This window comes from Vibrio sp. 10N.222.54.A3 (assembly GCF_041474095.1).
Lineage (GTDB): Bacteria > Pseudomonadota > Gammaproteobacteria > Enterobacterales > Vibrionaceae > Vibrio > Vibrio crassostreae_C.
Map to the genome: position 1 here is coordinate 1 of NZ_JBFRTN010000017.1, position 18,083 is coordinate 18,083.

An 18,083-nucleotide genomic window follows, 5' to 3' on the forward strand; every position below is an offset into this window, starting at 1 on the left:
ACGGTGGCGCAGTTGGCGGCGGGTAAAGTGACGTTTAAACATGACGGCAGCGAAACCACGTCGGCGTCTTTCGATATTAACGTTGAAGACGGCAACGAAGATGGCAGCACACCGGTAGACAGCACGTTCAACTTGACGGTGACGCCAGTCAACGATGCGCCTGTAGCCATCAGTGATTCTTACAAAAACGTTCAAGAAACCATATTGCTCACTGAGTCATTCGAAAATATGGCAAACCCAGCGGGTTGGACGGTTGTTTCTAAAGACCCATCAGAGGTATGGGACTTTACTAATGGTATAGAGATTGAGCGAGACGGCTTAATTGTTGATGCTACCGACGGTGATTTTTACGCAGAGCTAGACCCACATAAAAACACGGTGATGACGACATCAATTGATACGTCGGATCAAGACTCTTTGAGGGTAGAGTTCGATTATAACCCTCGTCAAGACGGCAACTCGTCGTCTGATATGACTTTTACTGTTGGGAATACAACTATTACGCTGCATGCGGATGGAACAGTGACTGCTCCAGAAGGCATTTCTGTAACACTAGATGGTCCGGATAACAAAGGTTGGTATCAAGCAAATGCTGAGTTTGATGTTAGTAGTGATGCTACTTTAATCGCTTTTGCTGGTGTGGGTAAATCTGATTCGCTTGGTGCGTTCATCGATAACATTACAGTTACCGGAATAGATGCACCCAAACTCATAACGGAAGAAGATCAGGCTCTTACTATTAGTGGTAGTGAGCTGCTAGCCAATGATTTCGATGTTGATGGGGATGACATAACCATTTTTTCTGTCAACGCAACCGATGCTACAAACGGTTCTGTTCAGCTGATAGATGGCAATGTCGTGTTTGAACCTAACCAAGACTTCAATGGTGAAGCGACTTTCGAATACACCATTGTTGATACTCATGGTGAAAAAAGCACTACGACAGTGACCGTTAATGTAACACCAGTAAATGATGACCCTATCGCGAACGATGATTCAAGAGAATTAGGTGATAACCTGATCGTCAATGGTAGCTTTGAAGACTATGAATCGGTATCAAATGCCGGTTGGGGTTCTCGAATCGACCAACTAGATGGTTGGTCCTACGATGCAAGAACTGGTGCTTTAGATTCAGTTCAAGAAGGCTATGCTGTTGATCAAACAGACGGCGATCGTATGATTGATATGGAAGGTAACGGTGACAATGTAACCCTTACCCAACAAATTCAAGGTGTAGAAAGCGGTACCTTATACCAACTGTCTTTTGATACGGCAATGTACGAACGATTGCCAAGTGCTGAGCTTGAGGTCATTTGGAACGGCGAAGTTGTTGCTACGATCACCCCTGAAAGTAACATAATGCAAACCCAGTTATTGGAATTATTAGGTGGGAGTGGAGATGGTTCAAATACCCTTTCATTTAGAGAAGTTGGTACTGAAGGCGACAAGAGTGGGACTTATCTAGACAATATCAAATTTCAAGAAGTGATTAAAAATCTTCAGACACAAGAAGATGTAACTCTCGATATACCTAGTAGCGAGTTACTTTCGAATGACTCTGATGTTGATGGTGATACGTTAATCATTTTAGATAGTTTAGTGATTGATCCAACATACGGTCAGGTTGAGTTAGTTGAGCTACAAGATGGTTCTCAGACCGTTCGTTACACTCCAGCGGATGACTTCAATGGTATCGCTACGTTTACTTACACAGTTTCTGACGGTAAAGGTGGTACTGATTCCGCCGTGGTTACGATTAATGTCACTCCAGAAAATGATGCTCCAATATTTGTCAAAGATGGAGTGCCGATTGGCGATACTGATCAAATAAGTGTATCGACTAAAGAGGATAACTCTGTATCTGGTAAGGTTACTGCAACCGATATTGACGACACTGACCTGACTTACACGGTGAGCCAACCTACAAACGGTAGTGTTGAGATCGACCCTGAAACGGGCGAGTGGAAGTACACTCCGAACAACGAGTTTGATGGAGATGATTCATTTGTTGTTGCCGTGTCGGACGGTAACGGTGGTACAGATACGGTTGTAGTGAATGTTGATGTATTACCTGTTGCTGAGCTAACAGTTACTGCTGGCCAACCAGTGACAGAAGCAGAAGAAGCGTTCCTATCTTTTGAAATCAACCTAGATGAGCTTGTCTCTGAGAACGTTGGTCTTGCTCTTACACTAGGGGCGGCAGGGGATTCTGCAACTAAAGGTGTCGATTACGAAGACAATATTTACGTTAAAGATGGACAAGATTATAAAGCGCTTTCAGAGCAGGAGCTTGCCGATCTAATTATTGCTAGCGGCTCGGGTAGCTTAGAAGTCTTCATCAAGGTTCTTGATGATAAATTGCTTGAGGGTGAAGAGACTGTAACCCTAAAAGCTAGCTCAACTAGCGAGTTTGTTGAAAATGACAAACAGGACTCAGATACAGCTAAGATTGTCGATGAGACAGACACAAATGATAAAGATACCGTTACAGTTGGGCTGACTGGTCCCGATTCAGTTATTGAGGGTGATAAGACAAGCCCATTTACGATTACGCTAAGTGAGCAAGTGCCTGAAGATAGTGTGGTTACTCTTCAGTACTCTTACACAAACGCGAGCAATGAAGATATTGTTGAAGTTATAACTGTAAACGTAGACGCAAATACAAATACAGCGACCTTTGAGATTCAAACTGAACAAGACAACGAATACGAAGTCGGACAAGAGTTTAACGTTAGTGTTGTATCCGTAACTCAAGATGGTACCGATGTATTTGAGAAGCTAGATACGTCTAGCGCTCATAAAAATGTAGCTATTGACGACAGCCATGATAACCCGCCAAAAGCTGAAGACTTCTCTATTTCTCTCAATGCAGATGGCTCTTCGCAAGTTATTTTCGATACCGGAATGGGAGCTATCGAAGGAGGTGGTACAGACCATATTTCTGATGACGAAGATGATAACGATAATGACGCAGATACAAATCTCGGTGTGATCATCACAGAGCTACCTGATTCAGGAACTCTTTACTATGTCGATGGTAATAACAAGGTTGAAGTGGTAGTTGGGCAGACGTATGCAGATCCTAACAACATCGTTTATGAAGATGACCAAGAATCAACAGGCTTCTTCTTAGGTGTTGATGATACATCCACATTAGATAAAGGCCCTCATAGCACTGCAGAGTTTCATAACTGGGGTGATGAAGTAGATGCGTATACTCGCGAACTGAAGTTTGATAATGGTGATGTCGTCACCATTACCTCGGAAGGTCGAAATAACGTTGACGCCAAGCCTTTAGTACAGAACAACAGCCAGCAAGGCCATATGGGTTTCGGTATTGCATCGACTAATCGCGGTATTCACCAAGATGAGGTAATCAACATTGATTTCTCTTCTCGTCCAGCGGACTCAGTAACGGTTGGTCTAAGCGGTTTGGGTGGCTGGTTTGCCCCAAATGCTGATGATAGTGTTCAATCAAGAGCCGAGATTACAGTCACCTTTGATTATGGTAATGGTGTCACAGAAGAACAAACCTTCCTTTATGATGATACCCACAATAATCAAAATGTCACAATTGTCGCTCCTGAAGGTGCTGAGATTGTTTCGGTGGAAGCAAGCACACAAGGACCAGGTAACTGGGAGCTGACTTCTCTTGAAGCTAAGGCGTCAGATTCATTCGAATATAAAGCAGTAGACAGTGATGGTAACGAAAGTGAAGTTAAGACAGTTACTATCGATAAGTCTGGTGACCTGAATGCGAATAATGATCCGCAAGGCTTCGAAGTTAAACTGGGTGAGTTCAGTGAAGACAACGACTCTCCATGGTCAGCCGAAGGCGCTGAGCTAAATGTTAGCTTCAATGGCCAAGATAAAGACTTCGCACACAGCGGTATTAAGATTGGTGTTGCCGGCAAAGTAGGTGGATTGGGTGCTCAGATTGAATATGATCGTGCAGAACAGCAATCTGAGAAATTTGAAATCAACTTAGATAGCCCTGCGACTCAGTTTACATTTTCAGTATCTAACTTGTTTAAAAACGAAGGTAATGACGGTGATTTCACTGATAACCATGAACAAGGCAGTTGGGTAGCGTACCTCAATGGCGTAGCGGTTGCAGGTGATACGTTTATTGCTGAAGACGGTAACAATAGAGGTACTTACGAAATAACACCGCTTGGTCCTGATGGTACTCCAATCGCGTTTGATACTGTGGTATTTGAAGCAACTGAGTATTCCAACCAAGCAACGCATGATAATGATGCGTCAGATTACTTCCTAACTGGTTTTAAAGCCTCTAGTGAAGGCGCATATGCAGTGAATCAAGGCGGCATTCTTGAGATTCCAACATCGAAGCTTGCTGGCATTATCGGTTCTGAGCTTCTAAATAACGATATAGACTCAGATGGCGACAATCTACGTATTACCTATGTATACGGTGAAACGGAAGGTAATGCGTATATTAAAGACGGCATCGTATACTTTGATTTAACTGGCGATGATTTTGTCGGTGAAACAACGTTTAAATATCAGGTTACTGATGATAATGGCCAAATCGCGAGTGCTGAAGTTAATGTTATCGTCAACCCTCTACCGACCCCTTCTAGTGTTGCGTCTGTAGACCTGCTAGCAGACTCAGTAGTTGAAGGTGATGAACTTGGCTTTAAAGTCACTTTGGATTCAAGTGCACTTGTTGAATCTGCGTTGGACGTTACTTTTGGTAAGAACACGGATGCTGCGAATGATTCGGGTGACGAAAAAGATCTCGACCTGAGTCAGGTTCGTTTTACTAATGGCGTCACCTATGATCAGCAAAGTGGAAAACTGATTGTCCCAATTGGAGTGAAGGACTTTGCAATCTTGATTCCGACAATTGATGACAGTCTCCATGAGATCGCTGAAACCTACACCGTGACTGTTGGTGGTGAATCCTCTGTGGGTAGCATTACTGATAACGATGAAGCTCCAATTATCGATACAGTGAGCAACGCGGTTAATCTAAATAATGAACAAGTAATTGAAGGCGATATAGCCGTCTTCACCGTGAACCTAGTTAACACAAGCAGTCAAGAGACTCGATTCGACTGGTCGTTAAACTCCGGTTCTGCCGAGCTCGGTGATAACAAAGATTTCACCGACAACGTAGAGTTCACTGAGGGCGTGACGCTTGTTAATGGTCAGCTTGTTGTGCCTGCGGGAGTAACGTCGTTTGACATCAAGGTACCAACTAACGAAGACGGCATTGATGAGTTAAATGAGAACTTCACGCTCGAAGTGGATGGTAAGCAAGGTATTGCGACGATCATTGATAACGATGAAGCACCGCAAGCACAGGACTCACATGTCATTGGCGATGAGGCACAAGCCCAAGGTTCATCGATTACGTTTAAGTGGGCCGATTTCAACGTTTCTGATGCAGATTCCAGCGAATTGTCGATTGTTATCACTAGTGCTCCAGGTGCGGGTGATATGTATCTGTACAACGAATCTACTGATGAATGGGTTCTGTTAAATACTGAAACGATTGGTACAGGTGTATCAGTAAGCCAAGAGCAGGTAGAACAAGGTTTCTTGATATTCAACCCAGTAAGCTATGAATCTAGTACATCAATGTTTGATGAAGATAATGTAGTAACTGGTAATAATCAGCAAGATTATGCGGAGTTTAACTACCACAGTTCTGATGGCATCAACACCAGCTCTAGTACGACGATGTCGATTGATATTCGCCCTGATACGACACTTGCCAAGTTAGTTGTAGAAACACCAAATGTAGATTTAGATGAAGGTTTTAAGTTAGAGCAATGGGAGAACCTAGACTTTGATTACAACAATGGTAGCGGTGTCGCTCCGGACGTTGTTGAACAAGCAATCGAGTCTGCAGGTGTTGCCAACACTTCAGAAGTTACACAGACGCCAGACTTTGGCACTCAGAACTCTCCAGCTATCGAAAACATTTCGAGCAAACTTACTGGTTTGGTATTCCTAGTTGCTGGTGAGTCATACGTGTTTAGTGGTCATGCAGATGATTCATTTAGACTTGAAGTCGGTGGTGAAACCATGGCCTCTCAAACTTGGGGTGGAGGTGGTACCTATGAGTCTTCAGCCTTTGTACCATCGGCATCAGGTTGGTACACAATTACTGCATTCCACGACAACGAGGCTGGTCCAGGTAATGCCACTATCAGTGTCGCAGTTGGTGGCAATGAACCCGTAGACTTTAACACGGACAACTTTGATATTGTTCCTGATGTAAGTTCGCTTGAGGATAAAGTTAATATCGGGACACAGGTTGAACATGAATCCTTAGAGGGTGGTTATTACCCAGCGTTCGATATTAATGAAGGGCTGGAAGATACCTTTATCAATGTCTCTAAGATCACTACGCAGCTTGTTGATACCGATGGTTCAGAGACGTTGAGACTCGTCGTGTCTGGTTTACCTGAAGGTTCAATTGTTAAACTTGGAGATCAGGAGCTTGTTGTTAATGCTGATGGTGAAGTTGATATATCTGCTTGGTTAACATCAAATGGTACTGCCGAAACAGTGCTCGCTGATCTGATGATTCAGGTTGATGAGCCAGGCACTTATAGCGTTAAGATTGAAGCGATTTCAGACGAGATTGTCGGAGATACCAGTGAGATTTCGAACGGGGCCTTCGACTTGATTGTTCATCCAGTGTCTGTTGGACCGGATGCTGAGAGTAAGGAAGCCTTTGGACAAGAAGATACTATTTTAGTGCTATCGATTGATGATTTTGGGATTGAGTCTGGCAACGATATAGTGATAACTCATCAACCACTCGATGGAGCGTTGGTGATTAACCTTGGTACTGTTCAAGAGCCAAATTGGCAGCCACTAAACTCGAGTCAGATTACATCGGCTCAATTAATTTCAGGCGTGATCGGCTTTAATCCAGATGCTAACGAATCTGGTTATGACGGCTTTAATGTTGATGGTGTAGGCAATAAATCGAATGACTACGCTGAAATTAAGTTCAAGGCTGTAAACGAGAATGGTACGTCAGAAGAGCATACGCTTACGGTAGATATTACGCCTGTGGCTGATGCCCCATTAGTAGCTGTTTCCATTGGGGATATTACCTTTTCCAACGGTATCGACGTATATCAAGAACTTGTTGGGTTCTCCCAGTTGACTACTACAGAGAAAAACACACTACTTACAGAACTTAAATTAGATGGTTTTGAGGAAGGCAGAGTACTTAACGCGGATATTCATGAGCACTTACATCAAGGCGGATCTAAGGACAAGCTTTATGTTGGTGACCAAAGTCAGGACTCGGACCACTATATAGGTGGTGCGGGCAACGATTGGTTCGTATCAGGCGCTGGAAATGACAAAATTGAAGGTGATGAAACTACCAGTGATATAGGTGTCGATGGGTATGACACTGTAATTTACTCAGGTCCAGTTTCTCAGTACATAATCACAGATCTAGGCGATCATGGTGGAGGTGTCGGCCACTGGCTAGTGCGAGATACGAAGGGGACCGATACACCTAATGATCAATATACTCCTTCTGATGAAAATGGAGACCACTTATATGAAATTGAACGATTGATTTTCTCTGATGCTATCGTTGAACTAAACAACATAGATGGAAGCTATCGTATTGTTCAACAACAGGAAATCCCTGTCGATATAACGGTTTCTTTGCAAGATACGGATGGCAGTGAAATCATTAAAGGTGATTCGGTTACGGTGAGTGGTATTCCGTCAGGGGCGAAACTGTATGTAGATGGAGTACTGCAAACGCCAGTCAATGGTACAAGTAATTACATACTTGCACTTGCTGTTGATGCAGCTGGAGTTGTGGGGACGGTAAGTGCTCAATTAGTATTCCCGGCGGATTATACTGGAAATCGTGATTTTGGTATTACAGTTGAAGCAGTTAGTGAAGAGCAATATGTTACGGGAGCGGACAAATTTGCAAGCTCTACGGCAACTGCAGAAATTGAGGTTCCTGAGCCCGTAACACCAACCACGATTAGTTCTTCTGGAGATGTCACCGACACGATTACCGTAGATGGAGCTGACCTTCAATGGCAGAAGCATCAATTCTCTGCTGGGAATACAGAAAATGAGAGAACATCAACGTTTGATAATACAAACACCGATTACCTTGTTGATGTTGGCAAAGGTGGTGATTACGTTCAACTAGGAGGTGGAAACGACACGGTTTACCTTGGGGGGAGTGAGTCATTAGCCAAGAACCCTAAAGACGGTGCGGCTGAGCGTGATGATTTTGTATCGGAAGGCGATAGTTATAGACCAAGTATGAATAAGAATGACAGCATCGATATTGCTTTCACTGGTGACGGTAACGATACAGTTTACGGACAAGCAGGTATCGACGCTATCGATGGTGGTACTGGTAATGACTACTTAGATGGTGGGAGTGGTGATGACGCACTTAAAGGTGGAGTTGGTCAAGATACGCTGATTGGTGGTCTCGGAAACGATATCCTTATTGGTGGTGATGACGCTGATATATTCAAGTGGGTTGATGGTGATTTAGATGGAAGTACCGATCGAATCTCTGATTTCAGCATCGCGGAAGGAGATAAGGTTGATTTGTCTGACTTATTTGCTGATGCGCCAACTCAACAACAAGTCACTGAGTTGTTAGACAACATCGAGGTTGAAGGAGGCGAAGTTAACTCCGCCATGGTTGTAGAAAAAGATGGACAGCAAGTTAAAATTGAATTTGATGGCCTCTCCGCTGCAGACTTGACGAATAGTTTGTCTGACATCCTTGTTATTAAAGACGATTGAGTTTGCTGATACCAATAAAAAACCGAGATTGAAGAATCTCGGTTTTTTTATGAACTGTAACGCTGTTTCTTAGATTGGTAATTTGTATTTAAAGAACCTTACAAGCAAAACCTTTCAGGTAGAAACCTTCTGGGTAGGCAGTGTCTGTTAGGTGGTCGGCTGCTTGCTCGAAGCGTTCTACGAACTTAACAGTGCGGCCTGCATCTAATGCTGCATCAGCAATGATTTTTTGGAACAAATCAGTACCCATTAAGCCAGAGCAAGAGTAGGTGAGTAGAGTGCCACCTGGTTTCAGGATTTGCATCGCAAGCATGTTAACGTCTTTGTAGCCGTTAGCGCCTGAAGTTAGGTTATTCTTGCTTGAAACAAACTTTGGTGGGTCCATGATCACTACGTCAAACTTAGTGCCTTGGTCACGGTATTCACGAAGCAGTTTGAAAACGTCAGCGTTTAGGAACACAGCGCGCTTTTTCGAGATATCAAACTCATTAAGTTCAGCGTTGAGCTTAGCTGTATCAAGAGCAAGTTGAGATACATCAGCGTTGATAACACGCTTTGCGTCGCCTTTCAGTGCGTAAAGGCCAAAACCACCTGTATATGAGAAACAGTTAAGGACATCTTTGCCTTTAACGTACTTCATCGATTCTTTGCGGCTATCACGCTGGTCCATGTAAAAGCCTGTTTTGTGGCCTTCCATAATGTTCACGCTGATCTTAACGCCGTTTTCTTCAATCACGATAGACTTCGGTGGTTCTTCACCGTGCAGTACACCGACAACTTGTTCTAGACCTTCTTTTTTACGAACTGCTACGTCAGAGCGTTCGTAAATGTTGCAGTCTGGGAAGCACTCGATTAACGCTTCAACCAATACGCTTTTGTTATATTCAGCGCCAGCACTTAGCAGTTGGCAAACTAGGAAGTCTTGGTATTTGTCGATTGTGATACCGGGAAGGCCATCAGACTCTGCTGCAGTAAGGCGGTAGCCAGTTAGACCATCACGTTCAATGATATCTTCACGCAAAGATTGCGCGTCTTGAATTCGTTTTACGAAGAATGCTTTATTGATTTCTTCTTTTTCAAATGTCCAAACACGAGCTCGAATTTGAGATTCCGGTGAGTAAGCCGCTTTTGCAAGCCACTGACCATTTTGAGTGTATACGTCTACAGTTTCACCTGATTTTGGCTCGCCTTCGACTTTATCGATACCGCGTGAAAATACCCATGGGTGTTTACGGCGTAGTGATTTGTCACGGCCTTTAGCTAGATGAATTGAAGGAGTCATAATTTACTCTGTTTGTTGAATTTGAAGGAGGGGTATTGTCGAGGAAGTACAGTTGAAAAGCAAATAAGAAAGGGCTGCAGAAGCAGCCCTAGTAATGATTAATCAACACATTGTGGTGGATATCAGTATTAAGCTTTAAGACCTGTCAGCAAACCTTCCATCGTATCGCTTTGTTTACGAAGTTGGTCAACATTGGAATTACTCTTACTGATCATCTCGCAGATACTGTCTGACTGATGACGAATCTCTTCAACACTCTGTGCAATGTTGTCAGCGACTACGCCTTGTTCTTCAGCCGCGGTAGCAATTTGAGTGCTGCTATCTGAAATAGACTGGTTTTTTTCCGCTAATGAACCGATCTCGACGTTCACTTCTGACATCAGTGTTTGGCCTTCGTTAGCATTGTTCACCGTGACTTCCATCAGCTTGGTCAGTGATTGACTGTTACGTTGTAATGATTCAATCATGCTTTGGATTTCAACCGTTGCTTGCTGAGTACGACCGGCAAGGGCACGAACTTCATCGGCAACAACAGCAAATCCACGACCTTGCTCGCCAGCACGTGCGGCTTCGATAGCTGCGTTCAACGCTAACAGGTTAGTCTGTTCAGAAATACCGTTGATGGTTGTGACTACTTCATCGATCTGCGCCGCGTTGGCATCCAGTTCTTCTACTGCTTGTGAAGCGGACTGGATCTCTTGAGATAGGCTAGAGATAGACTCCAGTGTATTTGAAACCTTGACTTGACCGCTCTGAGCAACGCCGCGAGCGTCCATCGTTTGTGAGCTAGACGCATGAGCAAGGGTAGCGACTTCGCGAATGGTAGCCGCCATTTGTTCCGTTGCACTTGCTAAGCTATTCAGGTGTTCTTGTTGGTTACCTGAGATGTCTGAACTTTGTTGTGTTGACTGGTTCAAGTCCGAGCTGATCTGCTGCATGAGAGCGACAGACTCTTGGATTGATAGAACCATGTTTTGTTCACGCTCCGCAACTTTATCGATTGTAATCGCGATTTCACTGAACTCGTCACGAACTAAGAAGTAGTTCATGCGGCAAGTTAAGTCGCCATTCGCAAGCGTGTTCAGAGCTTTGTTCATAGAGAACATCGCGCCGCCAATAAAGGTCATGATGTAGTAAACACCTAGTGCGATAAGCGTTAGGGTTACAGCGATGATAGAAACCTGAGTCGTCGATAGAGCAGACCAAAGGTTTTGGTCATGGTTAGCAACTAGGCTGAACGCTCCATTCATCACTGAAACAGAACCAGCACCGTAGCCTAAAGAGATGGTTTCAGAGCTGCTGACAAGCTGAGCTACTTGATCTTTAGTGAGTTGACCCGCTTCGATAAGCCCTTTCATCAAGAGCATTTCTTCTTGATAAAGGTGAGCAAGTAAAGAGTCCGCGGCACTATCTAAAACGAGAGTTAATATAACCAGGGCGAGAAAAGGCAATAAGAAGAGTAGATAGAACTTTTCTTGGATTTTTAGGTGAATGAGATATTTGTCAATCCAACGAAATGGGATTTCTTTCATAATCGTTATACTCGAAGTAAGTCCACCAATAAGCGGTGAATGAATAGAAACTCGACTATATCATTCATATAATTTATGAGGCAACGTTATGGAAAGTTCACAATATATTTTTGTCGTGTCAGGCGTAGTTCAATGTGTTGGGTTCCGTTACCACACCAGTAGGCAGGCGCAAGCTATGGGTCTCTCAGGTTATGCAAAGAACTTAAATGATGGTCGAGTTGAAGTGTTAGTTGTCGGAGAGAGTCAGCAAATTGAGAAGTTACATGCTTGGCTCTATATTGGCCCTTCGAGCGCAACAGTAGACAACGTTGTGATGCATCAAGTTAAAGATAGTGAACGCCAAGACGTACGCATAGGGGCGTTTAAAATACTGTAGTTGTAGCACTACAGTATTTTATATTGAACGTAACTTAATGACCTAAAGCGGGTTAGGTTTTACAAGCACTTTGCTGGTTTAGGTAAACCGGCGAGCTTGGTCGCTTGTTTTGCAGGGCCTTTTTTGAATAACTTGAAAAGGTACTTACTATTGCCTTTTTCTGGGCCGTGAGCTTTTTCCATTGCTTTAACGAGCATGCGAACCGCTGGTGAGGTGTTGAACTCTTCGTAAAAGCTCCTTACAAAATGTACGACTTCTAAGTGTGCATCTGTAAGTTCAATCGCCTCGTCTTGAGCAAGAATTTCAATCATGCCTTCTTCCCATTGCGTGTAATCCAATAGGTAGCCTTGAGCGTCGGTTTCGATTTGCTTGCCGTTATATTCAAACATGTTTAATCCAGAATCCAATTAACTATGCGGATAGGGTACATGACCAAGTTTGTCTTTCTCAACAGAAATTGTAGCTATCCAATGAAATATCGTACTTATAGATACAAAAAAGCCCAAGAGGTAGGCTCTTGGGCTAGATATTCTTCAATGATGGGAACGATTAGTCGTCGCTGCCCATGATGCCTAGGATGCTTAGTAGGCTGATGAAGATGTTGTAGATCGATACGTACAAGCTGATCGTTGCAGAGATGTAGTTTGTTTCACCGCCACGAATGATGTTTTGCGTTGTAAGCAAGATAACACCAGTCGAGAACAGGATGAACATACCGCTCATTGCCAATGATAGTAGAGGCATTTGTAGGAAGATGTTTGCAACCATACCTACAAGTAGTACTACGAAACCCGCTAATAGCATGCCATTAAGGAACGACAGGTCACGCTTAGTTGTTAGTGCGTAAGCTGATGCGCCCATAAACGCCAGTGCTGTACCGCCAAGTGCAGTTAGGATGACATCACCCATGCCTGCGCCAACGTACATGTTTAAGATTGGACCGATGGTGTAGCCTAAGAAACCTGTAAATAGGAATGTGAAGACTAGACCCATGCTGTTGTCACGGTTCTTTTCTGTTAGGAAAAGTAGGCCGTAGAAGCCAACTAGCATGATAATAAGACCCGGGCGAGGAAGGTTCATCGCCATGGATACGCCTGCTACAACAGCAGACCAAAGTAGTGTCATAGACAGTAATGCGTAGGTGTTACGCAACACTTTATTGGTTTGCAGAGCACTTTCTTGAGATGCTGTGCGTGAAAACATAGGGCTGTTCATAATCTTCCTCGTAAGGTGACTTCAATAGTTATTAGTACATTTATGGGGGTGAAAGTTCGAAAAATCAAGTCTCTCATTCCTCTTGTATACGTAAAATAATAATCAAAATAGTCGGTTAAGTGTTTCTGAAGGTGTAACAAAGTATTTCTTAAAGTGCAGTTAAGGTTCGTTGTTCAATTTTAATCGCACTGAATCGCTGTTTATAATCTTGAAAAACTAATTATAACACTGAAAACAAAGAGGCGACCTAAGCCGCCTCTGTAGTTTATGCATCATAACACATTAGTGGTGTAAGATTTGGCTTAAGAAGTTCTGCGTTCTGTCTGATTGTGGGTTTTCAAAGAAATCGACAGGGTTGTTCTCTTCTATGATTTCACCGGCATCCATGAAGATAACGCGATCCGCGACCTCTTTAGCAAAGCCCATCTCGTGCGTTACACAAAGCATCGTCATGCCTTCTTCTGCAAGCTCAACCATTACGTCTAACACCTCACGAACCATTTCTGGATCGAGCGCCGACGTTGGCTCATCAAACAGCATCACTTGAGGGTTCATACACAAAGAGCGAGCGATAGCTACACGCTGCTGTTGACCACCTGAAAGCTGACCTGGGAACTTGTCCGCTTGCTCAGGGATTTTTACGCGCTCTAGGTACTTCATTGCAATCGCTTCGGCTTCTTCTTTTGGCATCTTTTTGACCCAGATTGGAGCCAGAGTACAGTTCTCTAATACCGTCAGATGTGGAAACAGATTGAAGTGTTGGAAACACATGCCGACATCTCTACGCACGGCTTCGATGTTCTTTAGGTCTTCCGTTAATTCATTACCTGAAACGAAGATATGACCTTTTTGGTGCTCTTCTAATCGGTTGATGCAGCGGATCATCGTTGATTTACCAGAGCCTGAAGGGCCACAGATAACGATTTTCTCGCCTTTTTTAACTTCTAAATTGATGTTCTTAAGTACGTGGAATTCACCGTACCACTTGTTCATGTCTTTCAACTCGATCATAAGACCTTGAGAGTTGTTTTCTGTCTGCTGCGTCATAATACGTCCTTGATCTTGTTAATTATCGTTTGTGACCGGTGTGAAGTCTGTTTTCTAGCCATATCGAATATCTCGACATGCCAAAACAAAACACCCAGAACACTAACGCGACAAATACATAACTTTCTGTTGAATACCCAAGCCATTCAGGGTCGGTATTCGCGGCTTGGCCAATTCCTAGTACATCAAACATACCAATAATCAAAACAAGACTGGTATCTTTAAACAAACCAATGAAGGTGTTCACAATTGAAGGAATCGTGATTTTAAGAGCTTGAGGTAGAATGATAAGCCCAGTCTTTTTCCAGTAGCTTAACCCCAGAGCATCAGCTGCTTCGTATTGGCCTTTTGGTATTGCTTGTAGACCACCTCGAATTACTTCGGCCATGTAGGCTGCACTGAATAGAACTACCCCTACAAGTGCTCGAATGAGCTTATCGGTTTCTGTCCCTTCTGATAAAAAGAGTGGCAGCATTACTGAAGCCATGAATAGAACTGTAATGAGCGGTACGCCACGCCAAATTTCGATGTATACGGTACACATACTGCGAATGATCGGCATCTCTGAGCGACGCCCAAGAGCAAGTGCAACACCAATAGGGAGTGACACTACAATACCAACAAGTGCGATGACCAGTGTAACCAATAGGCCGCCCCATTTATGGGTATCAACAACTTCTAACCCAAAGACGCCACCGTATAGCAAGCCGGCAATGATAAATGGGTAGACGTTGACGAAGAACAACCAAATCCACGTACGTTTAGGTGTTTTTTCATAAGCCAGTAAGGCTACAAAAATGGCCAACGTTGCGTAGAAGAGGCGAGGTCGCCACAGTTCAGCTTCTGGGTAGAAGCCATACATGAATTGGTCCCAACGAACGCTGATAAAAACCCAACAAGCGCCTTCGCTAGTGCAGGCATCGCGTGTGGTTCCTATCCAGTCGGCACTGATGAATGCCCAATCCGCTATTGCCCATAATAGGGTGAAAGCAAAGTAAGCAAGAATCACAGTGACGACGCTGTTAATAGGTCCATTAAATAGATTTTTTCTTAACCAACCGACTGGCCCAACGGTATTCGCTGGAGGCGGAAGATCAGGTTGAAATTGATGTGTACTCATCTTATCTCTCCACCAACGCTACTTTGCGGTTGTATATGTTCATTAGAGCGGACGTTAATAGGCTCAAGGTTAGGTAGACGCCCATTGTCATCGCGATTACTTCGATAGCTTGTCCAGTTTGGTTAAGTGTTGTTCCTGCAAATACAGAGACAAGATCAGGATAACCAATGGCCATCGCAAGTGATGAGTTTTTGGTCAGGTTTAGATACTGACTGGTTAGTGGTGGGATAATGATTCTTAATGCTTGTGGAATAATGACAAGCTTTAGAGTTCTAGAACGTGGGATGCCTAGAGACATCGCAGCCTCAGTTTGCCCATGGTTTACCGCGTTAATACCTGAACGAACAATCTCAGCAATGAACGCTGCTGTATAGATACTTAAAGCGAGCATCAATGCAGCAAGCTCAGGGATTATCGTAACACCACCCTTGAAGTTAAACCCTTTCAACACAGGGTAATCTGCAGAGATAGGCATGCCCATAACAAAGTAAGTTATCAACGGTAAGCCTAAAATCAACGCAGCGGCAATTCGCAACATCGGTGTTTGTTGGCCGGTCAGTTTCTGTCTGTTCTTAGCCCAGATGTTGATAATAAACGTAGCGATAATACCGACAATCAATGATGCGATGACAATGCTACTGCCTTGCTCAAAGACTGGAGCAGGGAAGTACAACCCGCGTACGTTCAAGAAAATTGCTTCACCTAGACTCATACTTTGACGAGCAGAAGGCAAGGCTTGTAGAACGGCGAAATACCAGAAAAAGATTTGTAATAGCAGAGGGATATTTCGGAATATCTCAATGTAGACAGCTGCAAATCGGCTAACTAGCCAGTTTGAAGAGAGCCTAGCGATACCCATACTAAAGCCCAGCACTGTAGCTAGCATGATGCCGAGTACTGAAACCAAAGCGGTATTGAGAAGACCGATAAAGAATGTACGACCGTATGAGTAGGTCTCGTCGTATTCAATCAGTGTTAAGCCGATACCAAAACCAGCTTCTTGTGAGAGAAAATCAAAACCAGTGGTGATACCACGGGAATCTAAGTTTGTGAGTGCATTATTTACAATCGTGTAAAAGAAAGCACAAAGCGCCCCGACGGCGATAATTTGGAAAATGATGGAGCGAAAAGTGGGGTTGTAAAATAAGTTGGCACTTTTGGGCTGTGGCTTTGCCTGAGCTGGAGAAATAGTTTCATTAGGTTTCATACTACTATAACCTCAAATCCATTTAATAAATAGGGCGGAAAACTCCGCCCTAATTGATGCTTGAAAATTTATTAACGGATTGGTGGAGCGTACATAAAGCCGCCCGCATTCCATAATGCATTTACACCACGAGAGATTTGAAGTGGAGAACCTGTACCAACAGTACGCTCAAAACTCTCACCGTAGTTACCAACTTGCTTAATTACTTGGTAACCCCAGTCGTCGCGAATGCCAAGGCCTTTACCTTTAGGACCGTCTACACCAAGAATACGTTTGATGTTTGGATCTTTTGACTTAAGCATTTCGTCTGCATTTTTAGAGGAGATGCCGTATTCTTCCGCGTTAATCATTGCTGAAAGTGTCCACTTAGCAACGTTAAACCATTGATCATCATCTTGACGAACAACAGGGCCTAGAGGCTCTTTAGAGATGATTTCAGGAAGTACTTCTGCAGATTTAGGATCAGCTAGGTTTAGGCGAAGTGCGTATAGACCAGATTGGTCAGTTGTTAGTACGTCACAACGACCTGCGTCGAAACCTTTCGATGTTTGTGCTGCCGTATCGAATACCACTGGCTTGTAAGACATGCCACTGTTACGGAAGTAATCGGCTAGGTTAAGTTCAGTTGTTGTACCTGATTGAACACATACAGAAGCGCCATCAAGCTCTTGAGCACTTGTTAGGCCAAGTTCTTTCTTAACCATGAAGCCTTGACCATCGTAGTAGTTAACGCCTACGAAGTTCAGACCTAGAGCAGTGTCACGATGTAATGTCCATGTTGTGTTACGAGATAGTACGTCGATTTCGCCAGATTGAAGCGCAGTAAAACGCTCTTTTGCTGTTAGAGGTACATACTTAACTTTAGTCTTGTCACCGAGTACAGCCGCTGCAAGAGCTTGACAATACTCAACATCAATTCCTTCCCATTCACCTTTTGAGTTAGGGTTAGAGAACCCTGGAAGACCGGTACTTACACCACAAGTTAGAAAACCTTGAGATGTGACTTTGTCCAGAGTGCTTTCTGCCGCTGATGCCGATGTTGCCATCATCGCAGTTGATGCAGCTACTACTGAAGCAAGAAGTGTTAGTTTATTTGTCATTTGTATCCTTCCTTGTTAACCAGGTGACACCTGATACTCGTGCTCGTTTGAGTTTCTCTTATGTGTTGCGTTTTCTATGACCTTGTTGTTCAAATTAAACGAGTTGCATTTTGCAAATGAAACTGTGTGCGATTTAAACAACTGTTTATAAGGTTAGGAAAGGATCCGTAGTTTCACAAATGTATAATTTAAAAAGAATTTTGAATGAAATCACAAATCCGAACACAATTAGAATGACCAAATGTTAAGTGAATGTAAATAGTGCAACGGTTCACACTGTTGGTGCAACGAGATTTAGATTTTTATATTGATAATCGACTAGATAAATATTCTGAATCCACATCACAATGATGAAATATTAAACTTAAGAAATGTTGAAATTTGGTCAATAAATATTTTTATTACACTTCG

10 protein-coding genes are annotated in these 18,083 nt (G+C 43.4%); 2 read left to right on the top strand and 8 right to left on the bottom strand.

Features of this window, described 5'->3' with window-relative positions; genetic code table 11:
* Positions 1 to 27 precede the first annotated feature (27 nt).
* Complete coding sequence (locus tag AB4507_RS04705) at positions 28 to 8,793, top strand: tandem-95 repeat protein (protein WP_372182310.1); 8,766 nt, start codon at positions 28 to 30, stop codon at positions 8,791 to 8,793.
* Positions 8,794 to 8,881: 88 nt separating this feature from the next.
* On the opposite strand, the gene AB4507_RS04710 is transcribed toward AB4507_RS04705, so the two are convergent.
* The gene (locus AB4507_RS04710; protein ID WP_372103467.1) at positions 8,882 to 10,075 is read right to left on the bottom strand and encodes a class I SAM-dependent methyltransferase; all 1,194 of its coding nucleotides are present in this window, start codon (positions 10,073 to 10,075) and stop codon (positions 8,882 to 8,884) included.
* Between the two features lie 128 nt (positions 10,076 to 10,203).
* A complete protein-coding gene (locus AB4507_RS04715; protein WP_372182311.1) occupies positions 10,204 to 11,607 on the bottom strand; it encodes a methyl-accepting chemotaxis protein in 1,404 nt (467 codons plus the stop codon).
* 88 nt (positions 11,608 to 11,695) lie between these two features.
* Here AB4507_RS04715 and yccX point away from each other — a divergent pair, with 88 nt between their 5' ends.
* Positions 11,696 to 11,983 carry an acylphosphatase gene (yccX, locus tag AB4507_RS04720; protein WP_017059706.1) on the top strand — a complete coding sequence of 96 codons (288 nt, stop codon included), beginning with the start codon at positions 11,696 to 11,698 and terminating at the stop codon, positions 11,981 to 11,983.
* Between the two features lie 59 nt (positions 11,984 to 12,042).
* On the opposite strand, the gene AB4507_RS04725 is transcribed toward yccX, so the two are convergent.
* The 6 genes from AB4507_RS04725 to AB4507_RS04750 all read right to left on the bottom strand — a co-directional run bounded on the left by AB4507_RS04725 (position 12,043) and on the right by AB4507_RS04750 (position 17,672).
* Positions 12,043 to 12,372, bottom strand: coding sequence for a TusE/DsrC/DsvC family sulfur relay protein (locus AB4507_RS04725; RefSeq protein ID WP_017057205.1), 330 nt, complete (start codon positions 12,370 to 12,372; stop codon positions 12,043 to 12,045).
* Positions 12,373 to 12,532: 160 nt separating this feature from the next.
* Positions 12,533 to 13,198, bottom strand: a complete 666-nt coding sequence (locus AB4507_RS04730) for a Bax inhibitor-1/YccA family protein (RefSeq protein WP_017057206.1) — start codon at positions 13,196 to 13,198, stop codon at positions 12,533 to 12,535.
* A 282-nt stretch (positions 13,199 to 13,480) separates the two neighbouring features.
* Positions 13,481 to 14,245, bottom strand: coding sequence for an amino acid ABC transporter ATP-binding protein (locus tag AB4507_RS04735; RefSeq protein WP_017059704.1), 765 nt, complete (start codon positions 14,243 to 14,245; stop codon positions 13,481 to 13,483).
* A gap of 22 nt (positions 14,246 to 14,267) precedes the next feature.
* Complete coding sequence (locus tag AB4507_RS04740) at positions 14,268 to 15,365, bottom strand: amino acid ABC transporter permease (RefSeq protein WP_372170773.1); 1,098 nt, start codon at positions 15,363 to 15,365, stop codon at positions 14,268 to 14,270.
* Between the two features lies 1 nt (position 15,366).
* The gene (locus tag AB4507_RS04745) at positions 15,367 to 16,572 is read right to left on the bottom strand and encodes an amino acid ABC transporter permease (RefSeq protein ID WP_017063829.1); all 1,206 of its coding nucleotides are present in this window, start codon (positions 16,570 to 16,572) and stop codon (positions 15,367 to 15,369) included.
* A gap of 71 nt (positions 16,573 to 16,643) precedes the next feature.
* Positions 16,644 to 17,672, bottom strand: a complete 1,029-nt coding sequence (locus AB4507_RS04750; RefSeq protein ID WP_017059701.1) for an amino acid ABC transporter substrate-binding protein — start codon at positions 17,670 to 17,672, stop codon at positions 16,644 to 16,646.
* Positions 17,673 to 18,083: the final 411 nt, after the last annotated feature.